18 protein-coding genes are annotated in these 19038 nt (G+C 59.8%); 6 read left to right on the top strand and 12 right to left on the bottom strand.

Annotation, left to right across the window (positions count from 1 at the left end; genetic code table 11):
• Window positions 1-137: 137 nt before the first annotated feature.
• The 3 genes from AC1DD5_RS24370 to AC1DD5_RS24360 are packed head-to-tail and all read left to right on the top strand — an operon-like array spanning window position 138 to window position 2639.
• Complete coding sequence (locus tag AC1DD5_RS24370; RefSeq protein ID WP_477522963.1) at window positions 138-1130, top strand: NADP-dependent oxidoreductase; 993 nt, start codon at window positions 138-140, stop codon at window positions 1128-1130.
• 42 nt (window positions 1131-1172) lie between these two features.
• Window positions 1173-2018, top strand: coding sequence for an alpha/beta fold hydrolase (locus tag AC1DD5_RS24365; RefSeq protein WP_477522962.1), 846 nt, complete (start codon window positions 1173-1175; stop codon window positions 2016-2018).
• A gap of 12 nt (window positions 2019-2030) precedes the next feature.
• The gene (locus AC1DD5_RS24360; protein WP_477522961.1) at window positions 2031-2639 is read left to right on the top strand and encodes a TetR/AcrR family transcriptional regulator; all 609 of its coding nucleotides are present in this window, start codon (window positions 2031-2033) and stop codon (window positions 2637-2639) included.
• A gap of 44 nt (window positions 2640-2683) precedes the next feature.
• Here the strand turns inward: AC1DD5_RS24360 and AC1DD5_RS24355 are convergent, their stop codons facing one another.
• From AC1DD5_RS24355 to AC1DD5_RS24335, 5 genes are all read right to left on the bottom strand, one after another.
• The gene (locus AC1DD5_RS24355; protein ID WP_477522960.1) at window positions 2684-3595 is read right to left on the bottom strand and encodes a zeta toxin family protein; all 912 of its coding nucleotides are present in this window, start codon (window positions 3593-3595) and stop codon (window positions 2684-2686) included.
• Window positions 3596-4027, bottom strand: coding sequence for a helix-turn-helix domain-containing protein (locus tag AC1DD5_RS24350; RefSeq protein WP_477519111.1), 432 nt, complete (start codon window positions 4025-4027; stop codon window positions 3596-3598). It lies immediately after the preceding gene.
• Between the two features lie 252 nt (window positions 4028-4279).
• On the bottom strand, window positions 4280-4687 hold the full coding sequence (locus tag AC1DD5_RS24345) for an SRPBCC family protein (protein ID WP_477522959.1): 408 nt from the start codon (window positions 4685-4687) through the stop codon (window positions 4280-4282).
• Window positions 4684-4998 carry an ArsR/SmtB family transcription factor gene (locus tag AC1DD5_RS24340; protein WP_477522958.1) on the bottom strand — a complete coding sequence of 105 codons (315 nt, stop codon included), beginning with the start codon at window positions 4996-4998 and terminating at the stop codon, window positions 4684-4686. The genes AC1DD5_RS24345 and AC1DD5_RS24340 overlap by 4 nt, the downstream gene beginning before the upstream one ends.
• 71 nt (window positions 4999-5069) lie before the next feature.
• Window positions 5070-5789 carry a DUF2306 domain-containing protein gene (locus AC1DD5_RS24335; protein ID WP_477522957.1) on the bottom strand — a complete coding sequence of 240 codons (720 nt, stop codon included), beginning with the start codon at window positions 5787-5789 and terminating at the stop codon, window positions 5070-5072.
• Window positions 5790-5902: 113 nt separating this feature from the next.
• Here AC1DD5_RS24335 and AC1DD5_RS24330 point away from each other — a divergent pair, with 113 nt between their 5' ends.
• Window positions 5903-6604, top strand: coding sequence for a TetR/AcrR family transcriptional regulator (locus AC1DD5_RS24330; protein ID WP_477522956.1), 702 nt, complete (start codon window positions 5903-5905; stop codon window positions 6602-6604).
• Window positions 6605-6640: 36 nt separating this feature from the next.
• Here AC1DD5_RS24330 and AC1DD5_RS24325 read toward each other — a convergent pair whose 3' ends face one another.
• Window positions 6641-7495 carry an FG-GAP repeat domain-containing protein gene (locus AC1DD5_RS24325; protein ID WP_477522979.1) on the bottom strand — a complete coding sequence of 285 codons (855 nt, stop codon included), beginning with the start codon at window positions 7493-7495 and terminating at the stop codon, window positions 6641-6643.
• A 247-nt stretch (window positions 7496-7742) separates the two neighbouring features.
• Here AC1DD5_RS24325 and AC1DD5_RS24320 point away from each other — a divergent pair, with 247 nt between their 5' ends.
• Window positions 7743-9083, top strand: coding sequence for a hypothetical protein (locus AC1DD5_RS24320; protein WP_477522955.1), 1341 nt, complete (start codon window positions 7743-7745; stop codon window positions 9081-9083).
• A 100-nt stretch (window positions 9084-9183) separates the two neighbouring features.
• Window positions 9184-9558 (top strand): NPCBM/NEW2 domain-containing protein, encoded by a 375-nt coding sequence (locus AC1DD5_RS24315; RefSeq protein WP_477522954.1) that lies wholly within the window; start codon window positions 9184-9186, stop codon window positions 9556-9558.
• A 353-nt stretch (window positions 9559-9911) separates the two neighbouring features.
• On the opposite strand, the gene AC1DD5_RS24310 is transcribed toward AC1DD5_RS24315, so the two are convergent.
• From AC1DD5_RS24310 to AC1DD5_RS24285, 6 genes are all read right to left on the bottom strand, one after another.
• Window positions 9912-12005: an AIPR family protein gene (locus tag AC1DD5_RS24310; RefSeq protein WP_477522953.1), complete on the bottom strand. Its 2094-nt coding sequence runs from the start codon at window positions 12003-12005 to the stop codon at window positions 9912-9914.
• The gene (locus AC1DD5_RS24305) at window positions 12002-12985 is read right to left on the bottom strand and encodes a PD-(D/E)XK motif protein (protein WP_477522952.1); all 984 of its coding nucleotides are present in this window, start codon (window positions 12983-12985) and stop codon (window positions 12002-12004) included. Before AC1DD5_RS24305 ends, AC1DD5_RS24310 begins: the two co-directional genes overlap by 4 nt.
• Window positions 12985-15807, bottom strand: a complete 2823-nt coding sequence (locus tag AC1DD5_RS24300) for a Z1 domain-containing protein (RefSeq protein WP_477522951.1) — start codon at window positions 15805-15807, stop codon at window positions 12985-12987. The genes AC1DD5_RS24305 and AC1DD5_RS24300 overlap by 1 nt, the downstream gene beginning before the upstream one ends.
• The gene (locus tag AC1DD5_RS24295) at window positions 15794-17689 is read right to left on the bottom strand and encodes an ATP-binding protein (protein ID WP_477522950.1); all 1896 of its coding nucleotides are present in this window, start codon (window positions 17687-17689) and stop codon (window positions 15794-15796) included. The genes AC1DD5_RS24300 and AC1DD5_RS24295 overlap by 14 nt, the downstream gene beginning before the upstream one ends.
• A 221-nt stretch (window positions 17690-17910) precedes the next feature.
• On the bottom strand, window positions 17911-18057 hold the full coding sequence (locus AC1DD5_RS24290) for a hypothetical protein (RefSeq protein ID WP_477522949.1): 147 nt from the start codon (window positions 18055-18057) through the stop codon (window positions 17911-17913).
• Window positions 18058-18359: 302 nt separating this feature from the next.
• The gene (locus AC1DD5_RS24285) at window positions 18360-18629 is read right to left on the bottom strand and encodes a hypothetical protein (RefSeq protein ID WP_477522948.1); all 270 of its coding nucleotides are present in this window, start codon (window positions 18627-18629) and stop codon (window positions 18360-18362) included.
• Window positions 18630-19038 lie beyond the last annotated feature (409 nt).

The raw sequence follows: 19038 nt of genomic DNA, 5'->3' as shown, positions 1-19038 counted from the left end.
GTATAGATTGAAAGTGAGGAGACACAACGTGTCTCCTTTTTCGTGCCGTTTTCCGTGGCGCCGCGGCACCCTCTTGACTTAAGAACTGAGTCGCCTCAGAATTGAGTTAACTCAGTTATTCAGTCAGGAGAACCCCAATGAAAGCCTTCGTCCTCAACAAATACAAAGAAGCCTTGCAAGAGGTTGACGTTCCCGAGCCCCTAGTCGGCGAGCATGACGTGCTGGTGCAGGTGAAGGCGGCTGGCCTCAACCAGTTGGACGAGAAGATCCGTCAGGGGGAGTTCAAGCAGATTCTCCCGTACAGGCTGCCGCTGATCCTTGGCAACGATCTCGCCGGCGTAGTGGTCAGTGTCGGGGCGAAAGTACGGTCCTTCAAGCCGGGCGATGAGGTCTTCGCCCGCCCGAATCAGGACCGCATCGGCACGTTTGCCGAGCGGATCGCTGTGGCGGAGGCGGACCTGGCCATCAAGCCGGCGTCGATCAGTATGGACGAAGCTGGGTCCCTGCCGTTGGTGGCGTTGACCGCCTGGCAGGCACTCGTGGAACGCGGCAAGGTTGGCCCGGGCCAGAAGGTCCTGATTCACGCGGGAGCCGGGGGAGTGGGCTCCATCGCGATCCAGCTTGCCAAGTATCTTGGTGCCACCGTTGCGACGACCGTCAGCGCCAAGAACGCGGACTTTGTCCGCGAGCTCGGGGCGGACGTGGTCATTGATTACCGGACGGAGGACTTCGCGGAGATCCTCCACGGCTACGATCTCGTGCTGGACAGCCTCGGCGGCGAGAATCTGGAGCGATCACTGAAGGTTCTCAAGCCCGGCGGTAAGGCCATCGGCATTTCAGGCCCGCCTGATCCCAGTTTCGCCCAACAGCTCGGCGCGAACGTCGTGATGAAGGGCGCTGTGGCCCTCATTAGTGCTGGCATCCGGCGTAAAGCCCGTCGTCTCGGCGTCACCTACGAGTTCCTCTTCATGCGCGCCAACGGCAGCCAGCTCCGGGAGATTGCCGCACTCATCGACGCCGGGGAAATTCGCCCCGTCGTCGGCAGGGTAGTCCCGTTCGACCAGACGCCGGACGTCCTTGCCGAGCTGGACAAGGGCGGCGTCCGCGGCAAAACAGTCGTCAGCCACTGAGCCAATCAACTAGTGCCAATCAAAAAGTCAGGAACAAATATCATGAGCAACGTCATCACCGCTTACAAGGACGCACCGGTCAGCACGGTTACCGCTGGCGGCGTCACCTACAGTTACCGTGAGCTGGGCCCGAAGGATGGAATCCCCGTCGTCTTCCTGGTTCACCTCGCCGCGACAATGGACAACTGGGACCCGCGCATCATCGACCCCATCGCCGAGAAGCACCACGTGATCACCTTCAGCAACCGTGGTGTCGGTGCCACTACCGGCGACGTTCCGGGCACGATCGAGGAGATGGCGGATGACGCCGCGACCTTCATCAAGGCGCTCGGGTACACGAAAGTAGATCTCTTTGGATTCTCGCTCGGAGGCATGATTGCCCAGGCGTTGGTGGTCAAATACCCGGAGCTGGTGCGGAAGCTTGTCCTTGCCGGCACAGGTCCTGCCGGTGGGGAGGACATCGATAAGGTGGCTCGCGTCACCTACTACGACGTCCTGCGAGCCACCCTGACCCGCCAGGACCCCAAGGAATTCCTGTTTTTCAACCGCAATGCCGCTGGCAAGCCCGCCGCGAGGGCATTTATCCAGCAGCTCAAGGAGCGCACCACCAACCTGGACGCACCGATCAAGACCAAGGCTTTCCAGACGCAGTTGAAGGCCATCAAGAAGTGGGGTCGCACTGAACCGGCTAACCTGGGCGCCATCACCCAGCCGACACTCATTGCCAACGGCGACAACGACCGTATGGTCCCCTCCCGACTCTCCGACGATATGCACCGCCGGATTCCGGGCAGCGAGCTCGTCATCTACCCCGATTCAGGGCACGGCGGAATCTTCCAGTACCACCAGGAGTTCGTCCCCGTCGCCCTCGAATTCCTGGGCCGCTGATACGGTATTTGAATGCAGGCTGTGCCCCAGACCCTTGGCCGACGTGAGCGGAATAAGCAGGAGAAGCTTGACCGCATCACCGCTGCGGCCCGCGAGCTCTTCACCCAGTACGGCGTAGACGAGGTCACCACCCAGCAGGTGGCTGACAAGGCCGACGTCGGATCGGGAACCTTGTTCTTGTACGCCAAGACAAAGGCGGAGCTGCTTCTCCTGGTCCACAACGTCAAATATGCCGACGCGCTCAACTCGGGCGTCGCCGCCGCGGAACAGGAAGAGGCCGTCCTTGATGGGATCATGGCGATCATCCGACCCATCATCGAATGCAATCGGGTCCAGATCGAGAACGGCCGGACCTACCTGAAAGAGATCGTCTTCGGCGATCCCAGCGAACCCCACCACGCGGAGGCCCTTGCGTTGACCATGCGCACGGAAGCCGCCATCGCAGAGGTGTTGGGCCGCGATGAGCAATTGACGGCCCGGGACCCCGCGAAAATTGCCCGCGTCATTTCGGCGATCATGTTCATCAGCATGAGCTCCTCCGCCAATGGCGGCCTTACCGATGAGCAGGTCGGAGATGAGATCCGCGATCAGATCAACGTGGTTTTGGCCACGGGGAGCTAGCAACTTCCGGTTCGGGCACGCCGAGTGCTAAATCCAGAGTGGGGCTAATCGACCTTCGTCGTGCGCTTGGTGTCCTTCAGATAACCAGGTGCTTCTCCTACATGGTCGCCCACGATCCTCCGATAGACCCGACGGTCCTCAGGCAGGGGCCCGGTCGAGACAATCAGCCCCACCTCGCTGAAGCCGGCCACGCCGGGGCTGTTGAAGAGGTCGATGGCGTTTTGGTTGCACACACTGAAGCCCGAAGCGTCATAGATTGCCGTGATTGCTTCGCGCGGCGTGAACCGACCGCCGCCATTCCGGTCACCGTTGATTGCCTTCGTGCGTCCCTCACTCCACCTGAAGTAAGCCTGCTCGAGCGCCGTAGCGCAATCCACTTCAACATCCACAATCGTCACGTTCGTATATTCGTGGAGTTCCAGCATCCGGGTGTACTGCCGCGGAAGGCCTGGCCAGGATAAAGTTCCTTCGATGACAACGTTCTCGCGTGCTTCGAGCGAGCGCTCGATGAGTCGGTCGGCCAGTTGAACGGATTCGTTGTGAACCAAGCTGGAGAGTTCATTGGGCATGATGAAGTACCCGTCAGCCAACCGTCGGACCAGCACTTTGTCGAAGATTCCGTCGCGCACCGCGGCATCCAGCAGTTTCAGTTTGATCTCATCAGCATCGATGATTCGCCAGCCTGGGCCTCCAAGATGAAGGTTCCTGACTATGGTCGATTTGCCGGCACCGGGCGGTCCCGCGGTTACCACGGCAGCCAGACCGTCCTTTTGGACGTCCGCTTCTCCCTCAGCTATGAACTCGTCGAGGAGCCGACGTTGAAAACGGATGCGTTCGGGGCTGACAAGCTGCCCCGGCCGGTTTGTGGCCAAAGGTGAGTGCCGATGGAGTTCCCCTCCGAGCGACGTCAGGGCATTTAACTCTCCGTCAACCCTGCGCAGGGTCGCATCATCCACCTAGGCGGCCGTCGGGCGGACGGTCGACAGCAATGCCTCGTAATCAGCGACATCGATGAGGTCCCGGTGCACAGCGTCGACGATTTGGTCCCAATCCCCGGCCACCAGCGCCCCCTCGGGGTTGCCCGGTTCGGCGTCTTCAGCGAAGGTGTAGTGCCAGTTCTTCAGCTCGAGCATCATGGCGTCGTGGCCGATCTTCTCGGCATGAAAATCGAGAATGACCTCACGAGGAGTCCGCTTCAGCAGCTCCGGGAAGTTCTCAATTTTGCGGAGAATCCGATGGACCTCCGGTTGGGAGATGGAGAGCCGTCGGGCTATTTCGGCCTGGGTCAGCCCCTCGGCGTGGGCCATCGAGCAGGACCGCAGGATGTCCAACCTGTTCAACTCGCGATTGGCAAAAGTCCGGGCCAAACGATCTTGAATGGTGAGCATCTCGTCTCCCTCCGGTGGCAAAAAATACATTTTGTATAGCCTCACGGTACATCCTTTGCTCCCCCCACAGAAGACCTGGAAGCTGTGAGCTGGACAACGCACTACGAACACAGCGTTCTGATCGACAAAGCCGACGGAGGACGATCGCCCCGAAAATCCTGCAGGTGAAATTTCCTTCCTCAGGTTCAGGCCGGTGCGTCATGCTGGCCGCGCTCGATGTACGACGCCGGACCCTGCCTTCGTGCCGACGGCCTAGCTAACGCCAACCAGGACCTGGTCGATCCGCGCCAGAAGGCCCGGCCATCCGTTGCCCATCCCCTCGAGGGCTTGCTTTCCCATGGGGGTGTCGAGGCGGAAGCCCGCGTGCTCAAAGTGCAGGATCGTGCCATTTTCTGTGGCTTCCAGCTGCCAGGTAATGGTGGTGTCCAGGACTCCCTCGGCGAACATGAAGGTGATGGCTGAACCGGGCTCCACTGTGAGGACTTCGCATTGCTGCTGGCCCCATCCACCCATGTCCATGGTGAAGCGGTGGCCCACCACGGGTGCGATGTCGCCGGCAGCCCACCAGCGGGCAAGGAGTTCGGGCGTGGTCAGGGCTGCCCACACTGCCTCTTTGGGGTGCGGGAAGGTGCGCTCGAGTTTGATGGCGTTTTCGGTCATGGAGTGTTTTCCTCATCCAATAGTTCGGCCAGGGCGTCGAGCCGCTGGTTCCAAGATTGCTCATAGTGCTTCAGCCAGTTGCTGGCATCCCGCAGGCCCTCGGCCTTAAGGTGGTAGATCCTGTTCCGGCCTTGCCGCTCCTCGCGGATCAGGCCAGCTTCGCGCAAGACTGCCAAATGTTCGGAGGCAGCAGAGCGGCTGAGGTCCAGACGACCCGTGAGATCGCCCGCCGTCAAGGGACCCTCACGGAGGCTATCGAGGATGGTACGCCGCGAAGGGTTCGCGAGGGCGCCGAAGACGTCGGGAAGCACTCGATAATGATATGTCGGAAATTTCCGAAATGACAATCTGGGCAGTGCCAAGCTTTCGACGGGCGCGCAGATTATCGTGACGATTTCACTGAGGTCTGAACGGATCGCCTCACAGGATGGAGCACTGGTGCCGATTTCCTTGCCCGCCGGCGAATGACCAACTCGGCGACGGCGAGGTTGATAATCCAGGAGGCGCCCATGAGTACCGCCCGGGTCGCCTCGTCTGTAGGGCCGAAAACAAGCATCCAGGGCAGGAATATAAGGGCCTGCGTTCCTGCGCCGAGACCGATTGCGTAAGCCCGGGTCATCCACGCACTGTGCACAACGAAGTCCCGGCGCCGAACAGCCATGAATCCGAGGACGATGCTTACCGCCATGGCCGATCCGAAGACGAGCCGAAGTATCAGGAGTGCCTCGCCGTCGCCGTCCGGTAGCGCGTAGAACACCGACATCCACAGGCCGGAGAGTGCGGCAAGGAGGCCCGCAGGAACGAGGATGCGCCCCGTCATCCTGTGCCACTTGCGCCTGCCGGTGCGAAGTGAGGGGACGAACTGGAAGGCTCCGAGCAGGCAGTAGACGGTGACGCAGACAATGTGGGTGACCACTGATATGGGTGAGTCGAAGAACCGCTCGTTCTGTGGCGTCACGGCGCCGCCGCCCGTCAGTTCGGTAAGGCGGCTTGCCCCGGCAATCACCGGGATGAGGCTGAGGAAGATCAATCCAGTGGGGACGGGCCATTGCGCCCGGCGGAAGCGGCTTTGGAACACAGGGGTGGAGCTTTCTGATCTCATGGTCTGGCCCTTTTGATTCGTAGGTGTACGGCGTACACCTTCATGAGCGAAAGCGTAGGTGTACGCTGTACACACTGTCAATGGTTGGCGCAAACGATCAGGCTGGAGGGCCCATGAGCCAACAAATGGAGACGCGCAGGATTCCCCTGAACCGGGAGCGTGTGCTTCGCGCCGCCGTCGAACTTGCAGACGAGGTTGGCATTGACGCGCTCAGCATGCGACGACTCGCTCAGGAACTCGGCGTCGTACCCATGGCGCTTTACAAACACGTAGCCAACAAGGAGGAACTCCTCGACGGCATGGTGGACACCATTGTGGGCGAGATCGATCCTCCAATCCGCGATGCAGATTGGAAGAGTGCTGTCCGGCTGAGAGTGCTCTCGGCGCGACGCGCCCTCATGGTGCACCCGTGGGCTCGTTCCGTGATCGAGACCAGAACAAACACGACACCGGCTGTGCTGGAGTACATGGACACCCTCGCCGGGTTGCTTCTGGCCGGCGGGCTGACCCCCGACCTCACCCATCACGTCATGCACGCTTTGGGCAGCCGCATGTGGGGATTCACCCAGGAAGTGTTTGACGACTCAGAAGGACGGGAGCCAACCGAAATCACGCCTGACGCGCAGACGGCGATGATTCAGCACATGGCCGAGAGCCATCCTCACCTCCTGAAGATCGCCCTGGCCGCCGCCCACGACGACGCGTCAGTTGTGGGCCACGGTTGCGATGACCAGTTTGAGTTTGAGTTCGCTCTCGATCTGCTGCTCGACGGCGTTGAGCGACTTCACGAGCGCGGCTGGACGTCCGGCGGATAAACACTCGCCTCCACCAGATCCAGCAAGGTGGAAGGATCAGACCAGCGCGGTCATGACGTTCCAGCCCTCTCCGATCTGTTTCCGCGGCTCCAGATGGCGGCTTCCAATCCCCGGATAGAGCCAAAGGATGCCATTGGTGTCCCTGGCGATGATCTGCGAGTTCCCCTGGGTATGGATGTCGAAGTTTCCGGTAGCAATGATTGCGGTCATGGTGTTCCAGCCTTCGCCGACTTGCATCCGCGGCAGCCATCCGCCGGTTCCGTTTCCGGGGTAGAGCCAAAGGCGGCCGCTGGTGTCGCGGGCAAGGAGGTCCATTTTCCCGTCCTCGTTGAAATCGCCGCGACCGATAAGGGCCGTCATGATGTTCCAGCCTTCGCCGATTTGGAACCGTGGGAGCCATCCGCCCTGGCCGTCACCGGGATACAACCAGAGGCGCCCCTCGGCGTCACGGGCCATGAGGTCCACCCTGTGGTCACCGTTGAAGTCACCGGGTCCCACCAAAGCAGTCATGACGTTCCAGCCCACGCCCACCTGCATTCGGGGCTGGAGAACCCCACGGCCCGTGCCGGGGTAGAGCCACAAGTCGCCGTTTGCATCCCTGGCCAGGAGGTCGTCCGTGTACTCGCTTTGGAATTCGCCCGGACCCACAATCGCCGTCATGGCATTCCACCCCTCGCCCATTTTGAAGCGGGGTTTTATCCAGCCACCATGGTCATCGCCGGCGTAGACCCAGAGATCGCCCGCTGTGTCACGGGCAAGAACGTCGTGAAAGTACTCGGTACCGATGTAGATATAGTCCCAGTTGTTGCTGGGGACGCTCAAAGCCTGGGTGGCGGTCTTGTCTGCTTGGGCAGGAACCACCATGAGGCCCAAGAAAAAGACCGCAACCATGGCCACGGCTGCGCCAAGGATAAGCGGGCGTCTCCGGCTTCCAACCCTTTGCAATGCATGAGTAGTGCGCCGTGCATTAGTAGTCGACCCTGATCGGAACATCACTGTTACCCCCATTAGCAACATAGCCATCACGCGATGGACCGGAGCTTATCCGGATCGCCGAAGTTTTGTTAGGGGCTGGCGGAAAGCCCTGTCATCCTATAGACATTCAGGTTTCACCGAATCGGGACGGAATCGAGGAGCAATGAGGCGCCTTCGCTACTTCACAGCGGCAGCAGCGGTTGCCGTCCTGTTACTCACCGGCTGCACGGCAACAACGGACCCCAGCGCCCCGCCGTCGAGCTCGTCAGCAACCCCGACAGGCACGGCGTCTGCCTCATCGACAGGCTCGCCCTCCGCAACGCCTCCAGCGGTATTGGCCAAACTCGCCAGGATTCCCTGGGACGGTGGTCCGGACTTCTATAAGAAGTTCAGCAAGGCCGACGCCGCAGGGTGGGACGACCCGGGCTTCTTCCCCATCGGCGTCTGGTACGCATCGGGTAACGGCGAGCAGATGCAGTTCGACAAAGCACATGGCATCAACTTCTACGTCCAACTGAACCCGGACACTGACTACGCCCTCTTCGATCAGTACGGCATGTTCTCGCTCATGAAAGTGAAGAACGCATCGGATGACTGGGCTCAGCTCCCGGGCAACTACGTCGACGACGAAGTAGATGGCAGGTTCGGTTGGGATGAGGGGGTAGCCCACATGAACAAGACCATCGCAGAGTTGAAGGCCAAGGAGGAGGGCCGGTTTACCTACGCCAACTGGACTCCATCCCTCATCAGCTACGACGCGCCGATGGACATCACCAAGCGTTATTGGGAGACCGTGGACGTGTCCTCGACGTCCAACTACTACTATGCAGGTGCCTGCCGGGAATGGCGGCTGCGCACACCCCAGGGATACAACCCGACGACGACGGCCACCTGCCAGACGTCGTCGGCGTACGCGAAAGCCATGCAGGTGATGCAGGAGGTCAACGCCGCGAGGGGTGTGTACTCGCCCATCTGGATGGTGCCGACAGTGCTTAGTCCCGAAGGGGAGCATGACCTGTCCGACCAGATGACGCCGGACAGGGTGAAAGCCCAGGTGTGGGCGATGCTCATCCACGAGTCGCGCGGAATCGTCTGGTTTACCCAGTCACCTGGTGGTGGCGACGATAACCCGTGCATGTCTGGAGATGCGCTCGCGGACGTCCGCATCCACAACACCGCCTGCTCCCGGGATCAGGTGCAGGCCATGGGTGAGATCAACGCGGAAGTGAAGGCTTTGGCGCCGGTTCTGAACACGCAGAGCTATGTGTGGAACTTCGGGGACGGGCTGGACACCATGCTGAAAAGCTACAACGGGGATGCCTACATTTTCGCCATGACGCAGGACGCGCAGACCGGGCAGCGGAGCTTCACCCTGCCAACGGGTGTCACTCCCAAGACGGTTGAGGTAGTGAACCAGAACCGCACCATCGCCGTGAAGGACGGGAAGTTCACGGATGACTTCCCCGCTGAATCCACCCACCACGTCTACAAGGTGAGGCTGTAGGGGCGCTGCGCGACCGTGTTCAGTCCTGTGCATTTCGTTGCCCTCCGCGGTGCGACCACAAGAAACTCCTTGAGGAAACCCACTCAGTGAGGAGCCTCACTTGCACCCACAAACCCTGGCCAGACGTCTGGCCGCAACTACCGCATCCGCAGCGTTCATATGGGCGACGCTGGTTGCTGCCGTAGTCGCAGCCAGCCCCGCAGCAATCGCGGCTGAATTGCCACCGCCACCCGCCGGCGTCGTATATGCCAGCGACGTTCCTTGGTCCAGCATGACCAACGGTTGGGGACCGGCTGAACTGGACATGAGCAACGGTGGCCAGGCGTTGGGGGACGCGAACCGCAGGCCGCTGACCATCGGCGGGACCGTGTACGCGAAGGGCCTTGGTAGCCACGCGGCGTCGTCCATTACGTACAACCTTGGCGGGCAGTGCAGGCAGTTCCTCGCCCAGCTGGGAGTGGACTACCCGGGCTGACGGCGGCAAGGATCTGATCCCTCCGGGCGCCCGTCCAGGATGGGTGAAGCACTTGTGTCCTATCATCGGACTTCGTGGCTGATAGCCCGGACTTGTAGAATGCTGCAGCGGTTCATGAGGGTTTCATGACTTTGCTGATCTAAGGGCTTTCGCCCGCCGGCTTGGCGAGCATTGGGATAGATGGCAGATGAAACCCTTCCACGTGAATATTGAGTACGATGTAGGTGGCCCAGTCCTATGGAGCCTTTTCGTAAACCCGGATGCGCGCAATCCTGAAAGTGTCTGAACAAAACCGTGGCATCATCGCCGTTCCCGTCGGCCTGCTCATGATCGAGAATTCGAGGAAGGATCAGCTAGTAGTCGTCGCGCCCGATGATTCCGGTCTCGGCCATTCGCCTTAGTAGTCGCAGTAGAACGGCTCCCTGACGGTCAGAGGGGACCCTCCCTTGACGAAGCCCAAATACTTCCACGAGATCTTTCTCTGAGGGGGAAATCGGGACTTGCGCGTGATAGACCGTTTTCCACACCACCGGACTGACTGCCAGGACGCGTTTGACGGCCTCAAAGCCGGTGTCCATAGCGCGTTGCTTGCGGTCGTCAATGGCATGCCCTCGCGCTTCGTCAGCTGCGACGAGGTCGTTCCTCATGCCACTTCCGAGTAGAACGTTGACCTTCTTGAATCGCTCCCAGCACGCCTGCTGCTTCGCCCACTGGGTCACGTTCGCTTGTGGGCGGCTCGGGTCGGTTAGGTGTTGCTGCGCTGCGTGGGCCATCCCGATGAGCGCCTTGAGTGTCAAGTCACTTATCGTCTGGCGTTGCCACACTCGAATGAAGTCGAAGTGGGCTCCCTCGAACTGAACTCCAAGCTCGAAGGCAAAGCGAGAGATCGCATATGCAACTATGTTCGCGAGGTAACCGGGGGCTGCCTTGTACCAATCCTGCTTGAGAACCTGGGAGCGCAGCGTTTCGTACAAAATTGCTTTGCTGATACCTGCCCGGAAATAGCTATCTCCGTAGACGTCAGCACCCTTGCCATCGTTCTTTGTCCACTGCATATCTACGTTCGTGGCATAGTCGGCAAAGACGGATTGGGCACCCTTGCTGACAAGGTCAGGGTGCTGGTTCCAACAGTAATCGTACTTGGCCCAGTCTGTCTTTGTGATGCGCTGGGACTTCGGGTACTCCAGCTCGAATTTTGCCTGCTCACCGGCGGATCCACGCGCGTTTCGAGCATTCTCCCACTGCCCTCTCGCGCGCTCGTAGAACCAACCGGTCTGGTACTGCTGACCCTCTTTTGCCGGCGCCTTAAGACGTCGGCTGATTTGTTCCATACGGATGTGGAATTCGTGCGTGGAGAACAAGTCCGCTGCACTTATTCTGTTCTGGCTGTTCGCGTACTTGGCGACCGCCTGCACCACGGTTGCCGAGTCGGATTCGCTGACGGTTACGAGTTTCATCTGTACGGAAACTTCGTCGATGTCGGCATCGCTCTTGTTGTTGCGCAGGAAATGTGCAATGGAGGCGGTCGTTTGACCGCCATTCACGATTTGCCAGCGGTCGAGGCCACGGATCGTCATCCCTTCAGTTGAGCTACCGAGTTCGACTGCAGTAGCTGTGGTCGTCAACCCGTTGTTGTAGGCCAGGAATTTCGCAGGCTCCTGAGCCAGGGTGTTCTGGATGCCGCGATTAACCTGACCCCGCGCGCTCAAGAAGGTCCGTACATTCGATTCCAGGAGCAGGCTACCGTATTCATCGAACACATCCGCGAGGACGCGGGCCGGGATGACCGCGAGGTAGGTCCTGGTGGTCTCGTCGCTGCTGCGGGTGGCCAGACACGGAAGTCCAAAGGGTAGCCACTTCGTGAAGTCAACACGGATGTCTTCGCTGCCCCGCTCGGGCAACGTGGCGTCCAAGATTCGTGGCTGGTCCCAGATCTCGTAGGTAGTCTTCAGACCAGCAACGGTGCCACTCGGAATCGTGCGGATGCGACCGCTCATCAGGCCATCGGTGATGAGGATTACCCGGATTCTGGCGATCTTTTCGCCAGCAATCAGCTTCGAGAAGTAATCGGCGTACTCCCACTCGCGCGACGACATCTCCAGGTTGGACGTCAGCCAGTGGTTTGCAGACGCTTCGATGAATCCGGTTGCACGTCCGATGGCGTCCTTGGCATCGCTCATCGTGAGTGTTGCGTCCCTGCCGAAGTAGCGTCCAGCCAGTATCACAAGGGACTGCTCAATTGGGCTTTCTGCGTACCCAAGAAGTTCGAGGCGCTTCCTTCGGGGTCCGTTGCAGCGAAGCGGCTCGACATTGAGATCCGCTACCGCTTCCGAATCTTCTAGCCTCCGGGCGAACGCTTCGGCGAACGCCTCAATCTCGAAGGCGCCTTCGCCGGCTACGGACTCGACCTTGATCTCGTTGCGAAGGTCATCGGCTTGAGTGCTCACGACAATTCCATCTCGGAGAGGAGTTCGCTGAACGGGGCCACGAAGGCGGTCAGCCTCAGTAATTCGAGGGAGTAGTGGACGTCGATTATCCCGGCAGGAAGGGAAGCGATGTCGAGGTGCGGGAATCCATGCTTCACTGCAAGCCGTCGCCATTCGCCGGGAAGGAAACGGTACTTGTCGTACCACTCGTCGGATAGGTCCAATGTGAGAGCTTCCAACGCGGCATCCCATTTCTCAGCCGCACCCGGGCCGGCAGCCGCGACGGCCTCGCCGGTTTCAAGCGCGTACTCACGGAAAGGAACCGCCATGGTGGATCCATCCGGCGCGTTTTCGAGTGGCAGCACAAGGACATCGAGCGGTAGATCTGATGGGACGAGTTGGCTCGGCGACGATATGCGAATAGTGTCGGCCGGCTGGTGAGTAGACTTCACCTCGATTCCGCGCCCGTTGGCGAAGGTAAAGTCATGCATGCCCAGGCCCGCTTTTGCCCAGGGCCCCCGCCATGCTGTCACTGCTTCCTCCACATCCATGCCACCAGCGATGATTGTTCGTAGGAAAAGGAGTTCCGCAAAGGTGCCGCGCACAACGGCTTCGGATAGGCGACCGCGTCGCTGACCGACGAAGCGCCGATACTCTGCAATCGACCGGATCAGAACCTCGGCTCCCTCATGAATTGATGTCGACGCAGACACTCGATCTAGGACGTACTCGATCAGCTTCAGGAACAGGGGAGGAAGTCCCTGGTCAATGGCCGTGATCTGCACATAGTCATTCTTTCCGCTCCGCGTTGTCTTCACAAGAAAGCCTTGGCCGTCGTGGACGACCTGTGAGGGCTTGAGCGAAACACGGACGAATAGGGCTGCTCGGCCATTGTCATTGACGGCCGCAAACATGAAAGGCGTTTGGGCGATGACTATGATTCGTCCGCTCTCGGCCGCGAGCACCTGCTCGAATTGCGATCTCAGGCTAGTGGCATCCATCAGTTTTCGTTCTCGTCGACTTCGTCGTCACCCTGGTCTTCAACGAAGCCGTTGTAGGCGCGCCAGTAGACCTGGTTGACCTGGTAGGTTTTCGAATCGCGAGTGGCATTCACGATCTGTTCCTGAGTCATCTTCGGGAATGCAATTGCCACCGCGACCCGCGTCAGACCTGTTTCAACCTGCGTGAGATCTGAGGAGTCCTGCGGGATGGCCGGTTCATCTGCGCTGACGGCATAGATCATCAGAATCGGGTGATTGATCCATTCGAGTGTCTGCTTTTGCGATGACATCGGCTTGCCGCCACTCGTGTAACGAGGCTCCTTTTCCATTGCCTCGCGCTCCGGCGGTAAGAGCGAGCCGATGACGTCGCCCGGGGTGGCTACGCGGCGGCGGTCGAGCCGGATGTGCCCGTCTATTCGACTACGTCCCATGTTGTTTCGGACGCTCATGGTGACTTCGAAATCGTTTCCGAATTTGTGAGGCTTCCCTTCTCCGCTACTCACCAACACGACGCTCCAGCGATCGCGTCCGGGCGTAACCTTGAAAGCATCCGTTATTGGCAGAGTCCCGTCGGTGTGCCGGCCGAAGGGTTGATTGGCTGGTGTGCCCGGTGACCCCTGGAAGGTTTGGAAAAATTCCAGAACTGTGTCGAGGGACACATGCTGCCACGATTCGAACCCGCCGCTTGTTTTCACCGATTCGGCAGGGTCGAGACGTGCTATCAGATTCTCGACGGCAGCCTGATTTGCCTCGTCAACGTTTTCGTCGCCGGTGAGATCGTAGGATTCCGCGAGGCGGTTTTCCCAGACGATTGGACCGATCTCGACGAACTCGGTGTCGCGTCCCTTGTTCGCCGCCACGATATCGACGCTGTCAGGATGCACGCGGACCCGCAGGCCGAAGTCCCTCGGCGTGAGCCCGCGTGCTTTCATGTCGATGAGTGTCTCCCGTAGTTCCTCGGTGACTTCAGCGGAGTGGGTGAAGTCCGCTCGGGTCCTTTCCGGCATCCAGATGCGCACAAGGTCATCGAAGCGGGGGCGGTAACCGAACCAGCGTCCCATCTGCATGAGGGTGTCCATTGTGCGGGGTTCCCTGACGAAATAACTCACTTGGAGGCCATCCAAGGTGAGGCCGCGGGAGAGGATGTCGCCGCCGACTACGATCTTCGGGTCGAGGTCGTCGGCTTGCCGCTCTGCGAGGGTCATTTGTTTCCGGCGCTTCGCGCGCTCTTTCGCAGTGTCTCCATTGATGAGGTCGATCCTGAACCCGTGTGCGATCTCGACGAGTTTCTCAGCTACCTGTTGCCATTCGACATCGTTCACGTTGGCGAAACGCTCGTTCCATATGTCGTGAACTCTTATGGCTGCGACGCTTTTGATTGCAGTCTGCCGGGCGAACTCGCCGAGGATCATGCCGACTGTCTGCCGGAGAAACTTGTCGGCCAGTATCGAGACCTGGCGTTCTACGCTTTTGAACCGAGAAACGTTGATGAGCATCGAGGAGGCCTTGATCCTCCGCTCGCGGAGGCGGCGCACGGCCGTCCCGAGAAGGAACTCGATTATCGCGGTTTCCATCGACTCCGGGAGTGCGATGACGGGGTGGTGATTTTTGTGTTTGATTGGAAGGATCGCCAGGCAGTCATCGACCTCGGTGGTGATCGAAGTGTGGTCGGCCTCGCGAAAGTAGGTTCCTATTCCGCGGTATGTGGTTGGTGGGGACATGACTCGGATGTAGTCGCTCGGGAATAGGTCGTGGAGCACGGTCCCGGGGCCGTCGGCTACTGGCTCACCACGCCTCGGCTTCTCGACGAACTCGAATGATGCTTGGTCGTCAATGAAGATGTTGGCGAAAGGGGTAGCTGTAATCGCCAGGTAGGAACTGCGCGTCGAGACATCGAGGAGTGCACGGATCGCCTTGTTGACGCTCGTCGGGTCAGTCTTGTCGCGTGTGTTCGGGCTTCCCCAATCTGATTCGTCGTCCACGACGATAAGGGGGATGTCAAGCCGACCGCCTGGCGCTTGGCTCTTGATGTACGTTCGGATGTTGTCCAGGAGTGAGGGGGTCTTCTTGGTGATGAATACCGTTGGGAGCCCGCCCTCAACCCAAGTGATGCTTGAACCGCGCTTTGACTTTGAGAAGTCGTGTCGGACCGTCGTCATCAGGTGGGCACGGAGGCGGTGAATTTCACCGACACCCACATTCCGTATGGCGGCATGGTTGATGCCGTCTTCCCATGTTTCGGAATCTATTCCGAGCAGGTCAGTGTCGAATCTTGTCTGTGTCTGCTGCCGCAAGTCCTCGGTGTGGCCACCAATGACGACGATCACGCTGTAGCCGTAGTCGAGAGCCTTATTAAGGACGCCGAGGTAGGTAGCTGTCTTACCGGACTGAACTTCACCCATGAGGAGACCACGTCGAGGCCATGTCCCGTCGACCTGGAGTGGATCACCCAGCAGCTCGAGTACGTCGTCGGTCTGCGAGTCGAGGGTTCTGATGACTTTCGCTTCCCAGTCCCGACTGACGAGTAACTTCTCGTACGCCTTCCAGCGGGGTGTTTCGACCTCTTTCCGGCGCTGAGCTATCCAAGGCCGGAACGTCGTCGGGTCGACGATGGAGTCGCCAAGAGCCATCTCCACTGCGTTCTCCTGGGTCAGCTCCTGGAGGACTTCGCCGATCTCGGTCATGGTGAGGTCCTCGAACAGCAACGAGGCAAAGCCCGCGGCCTTCGTCTCCAGTTCGTCAAATGTCAGCGGACGAACTCTATTGAACAACTGATCCTTGAGGTACCCCTTGAAATCTGTTTGACGGTCATTCAGCGGCATCGGCGTCCTTCCAGACGAGATAGACAAGCGTACTTAAATCGTTATAGCTGTTGAACGGTTCGACGTTGGCTAGCTGTGTCAGGGCAATTTCGGGGTCTGTACTGAACAGCCCTGACCGTCGAATGTTTTGGAGACTCGTGATGAGTGCCTCACGCTCAGGTTTCCGAGTGACCGAAGGGACGTTGGCTGCGACCTCGACGTAGGCATCCATGAGAGGAAAGGTGCTTGCGATGGTCTGCAACAAGCCGACGACTCTCTCGGCGTCATCGGTGGCGAGGCGGGAAAGGACCGACTCGACGAGCGGACTTTCGAGGTTCACCTCATAGCCGAAGCCGTCGCGGGTCTTCAGTTTCGTCCAAACGTGCGCGACTTCGGTATTCTCTCGCCTCCCTCTAAAGGCGTGGACCTTGCGCCCACGGTTGAGGATGGGGTCAATGAGCTGTCGGAGGCGCAGCTTGAAAGACTGGGGTGGCTCAGCACGAGACTTCTTGATGTCGAGTTGCCAGAGCGCGTCCAGCGTACTCGGCACATCAACTTGGACGCGGGTCTGTTTCGACAGTTCGTTCATGCGTGCTAGGCCATACCAGTGACCGTGCGAGATAAGCCTGCGGTTCCTGTACACATAGAATCCTTGCGCCTCCCGCATACCCTCACGGAGGTCTGGCCGTTGCCGCTCCTCGGTCGTAAGACCAGAGGGGTGGGGAAGCGTGAAACCTTCTACACGCACCTCGTCGCCTCCGATGCGAAGCGACTCCGGTGCTGTGCGCTGGGTCTTCGGATTGTCGGACAGGAACGGATCAATCGACCGCAGCGCTATCCCGTTAACGGTGATGGTGATCCGATCGCGGCGGTCAGCGAGAAAGCGGTGAAAGACGAGCGAGAGACTAGAACGGACTCCCCCGAGCCGTTCAGCGAGATAGGATCCGGGCGAGATTGTGTCACCGAGCAGGAGGTCAAGTTCGTTCCAAAGAACGAGCGTCCCAGTGGGCTGAGCATCAAACTCGGCCCACAAAGGCAGGCCTCTGATGTCGGTCTCATCCAGGACAATGAGGAGCCATTGACCTGATTTGTGCACGAAGTCGATGTCCCAACGTAAAGCAGTGACCATGCCGCCGCGCTTCGTGATCAAGGTCAAGCAGCGAGCCTGTGACAGCGACGCCGTCTTGAGGCCAAGCCCAAAACGACCGAGGTCCGACTCTTTGCGGTCTCCTAGCGTTCCTGCCAGCCGCAAGGCCTCGCGAGCGTCCCGCGGAGTCATACCGCATCCATCGTCCAGGATCGCGACGTACTTGCCATCGACAACGTCAGCGTCAATGACGATGTGCTTCGCTGTCGCCGTGATGCTGTTGTCGATGAGGTCGGCGATGGACGCTTCGAGTGAGTAGCCGACAGAGCGCATAGATTCGAGCAAGTTGACGCCCGGCTGTAGAACCTCCGGATCCATTTCCCCTCTGTTCATCTGCCACTCGCAGTATTTAGGCACCGATGCTCTCGATTCCTTCAACTGTTCTGATTCAAGAAGCTTAGCGACTTCGATGCTCGGCCCTATCAATGGGGATGGCGATCCGTCGAATGATTTGCACAGCGCATTGAATAGCGTCCACAACCTTGACTGCAACGTACATGCGACCTGCTTCCCGAGGCTGTCCTTGCGTCCGTCAAAGTAAAAGCCTCCGGGAGCGATGAAGACCCTGCCAACTAAATTGAGCGTGGATTCCGCAATCCTGATCTCTTCCACCAGTGAATTCGTTTTGTCAGATATGTAAACATGCGCGGCGTGCACGCTTGCGAACGACACAGCTGATTTCGTCCAGCTTCTGTGTGGACTCTGGTCGTGGTTGGACGGCCGCATCTTCCGATTAGCGTCCTCCTGGCCGATCATGGCCACCTTGGTGGCCTGACCATTCGAACCAGGGCATCACTTAGCGGTAACGAAAATTGATATGTCCGTCGCAGACCCATAGCATTTCCAGACCCGTTCTACGGGGCCGAGGGTGAACTCTTCCCAGAATTTGGCCTCTCATCGAGAAGTGGAGGGTGGCCTTCAGCTGCTGAAGTCCAGAAGCCACTGCGTGAGTTGATGTTGCTGTCACGGTCTTTGTGCTAGCCGGTGCGGAGCGGGGCCCGGAGCTGTTCCTTGACTTTCCAGACGGCCTGAAACGTGCCGATTGGATCGTCGAGGGCGAACACGTCCTCGAGTCGGGGGCCCGCCCAGCAGCTGAGTATTTCGCCGCCTCGCAGCAGGAGCATGCGGTGAGCCCAGGCCTTGTCGATGGCCCGGCCGCGGTGCCCTTGACCTGTTGGGAGATGTTCTGCCGTGTCTTGGTCACGGCCTGGTTGGTCAGCGAGATCAGGTGAAAATGAGCGACARCGACCACGGTGCGGGGAACCACATCCGCAACGCCCTCCTGARTGCCGTCGGGGGGCGATCGCGACGACCTGCAGGGCCAGGCACAACTCCAAGGGCCTGGCAAATAGTCAGTCMKCGACACCCTTTGTGGTCGCGGCCGTCGACCAGGACCTGTCCGGGTCCAGGTCCGCATTGGTTGTCATCATGGCTCGAACCGTGTCCATGCCTTTGTTGACGGGTCCTGAAAGTAGTGCACGGACCGGAACCGGTGCTCATCAAGGCCCAGCATCCGCGGGCTGAGCTTGTCCACCTCGGGCAGTTGCAGCAGGCAGGCCTCGGTCACCGCCGCCCTGATCATCCACCAGGACACGGTGGACCGGGCGGCGGTCTCCGACACGGCCCGACCCGAGCGGATGACCGCGTCCACGAGCTGATCCCGCAGCCCGGCCATGGAGCGGGCACGGCGTGACACCTGGGTGGTGGATTCACAGAACGACAGCCGAGGGCACGCCTCTTCTTCGCAGTGCCAGCGGTACCTGGACCAGAGCAGTCCACCGGCCCGGTGACGGGAATATCGCGCAGTCGTTGAACACGACGTTCTTCCCTCCGGGACGCAATGACCCCACAGCTCGGGCAGCCCGGAAGCTGGTCGGTTTCAACGATCACCTGCCGCCCGCCGGCATTAACAACGGTGGAAATGACGCCGTAGTCGGGCAGGTTGAAGAGAACGGTGGCAGCGTCGGCTGCGACCCCGGTAGGCTCGATCAAGGCTCGTCCTGTTCTAGGTTGAATGCCTAGACACACTATCCCAGCAAGGCCACGGGCCCCTTTGTGTTCAACGACACGAACTCAATTCCCCAGCAACCACGAAGAGCCGAGCC

Source organism: Paenarthrobacter sp. 10L420 (assembly GCF_056395385.1).
Note: the sequence above shows the minus strand (reverse complement) of the source record. Positions and strands in the feature narration are given on the sequence as shown.

Excerpts from the sequence above, each read along its gene's own strand:
- AC1DD5_RS24300 (WP_477522951.1), bottom strand. The coding sequence starts at position 15,807 with ATGCCGCTGAATGACCGTCAAACAGATTTCAAGGGGTACCTCAAGGAT.
- AC1DD5_RS24335 (WP_477522957.1), bottom strand. The coding sequence starts at position 5,789 with ATGAGATCAGAAAGCTCCACCCCTGTGTTCCAAAGCCGCTTCCGCCGG.
- AC1DD5_RS24365 (WP_477522962.1), top strand. The coding sequence starts at position 1,173 with ATGAGCAACGTCATCACCGCTTACAAGGACGCACCGGTCAGCACGGTT.
- AC1DD5_RS24305 (WP_477522952.1), bottom strand. The coding sequence starts at position 12,985 with ATGGATGCCACTAGCCTGAGATCGCAATTCGAGCAGGTGCTCGCGGCC.
- AC1DD5_RS24350 (WP_477519111.1), bottom strand. The coding sequence starts at position 4,027 with ATGCTCACCATTCAAGATCGTTTGGCCCGGACTTTTGCCAATCGCGAG.
- AC1DD5_RS24370 (WP_477522963.1), top strand. The coding sequence starts at position 138 with ATGAAAGCCTTCGTCCTCAACAAATACAAAGAAGCCTTGCAAGAGGTT.
- AC1DD5_RS24330 (WP_477522956.1), top strand. The coding sequence starts at position 5,903 with ATGAGCCAACAAATGGAGACGCGCAGGATTCCCCTGAACCGGGAGCGT.
- AC1DD5_RS24290 (WP_477522949.1), bottom strand. The coding sequence starts at position 18,057 with ATGCTCCTGCTGCGAGGCGGCGAAATACTCAGCTGCTGGGCGGGCCCC.
- AC1DD5_RS24320 (WP_477522955.1), top strand. The coding sequence starts at position 7,743 with ATGAGGCGCCTTCGCTACTTCACAGCGGCAGCAGCGGTTGCCGTCCTG.
- AC1DD5_RS24360 (WP_477522961.1), top strand. The coding sequence starts at position 2,031 with ATGCAGGCTGTGCCCCAGACCCTTGGCCGACGTGAGCGGAATAAGCAG.
- AC1DD5_RS24345 (WP_477522959.1), bottom strand. The coding sequence starts at position 4,687 with ATGACCGAAAACGCCATCAAACTCGAGCGCACCTTCCCGCACCCCAAA.
- AC1DD5_RS24295 (WP_477522950.1), bottom strand. The coding sequence starts at position 17,689 with ATGATCGGCCAGGAGGACGCTAATCGGAAGATGCGGCCGTCCAACCAC.
- AC1DD5_RS24325 (WP_477522979.1), bottom strand. The coding sequence starts at position 7,495 with ATGGTTGCGGTCTTTTTCTTGGGCCTCATGGTGGTTCCTGCCCAAGCA.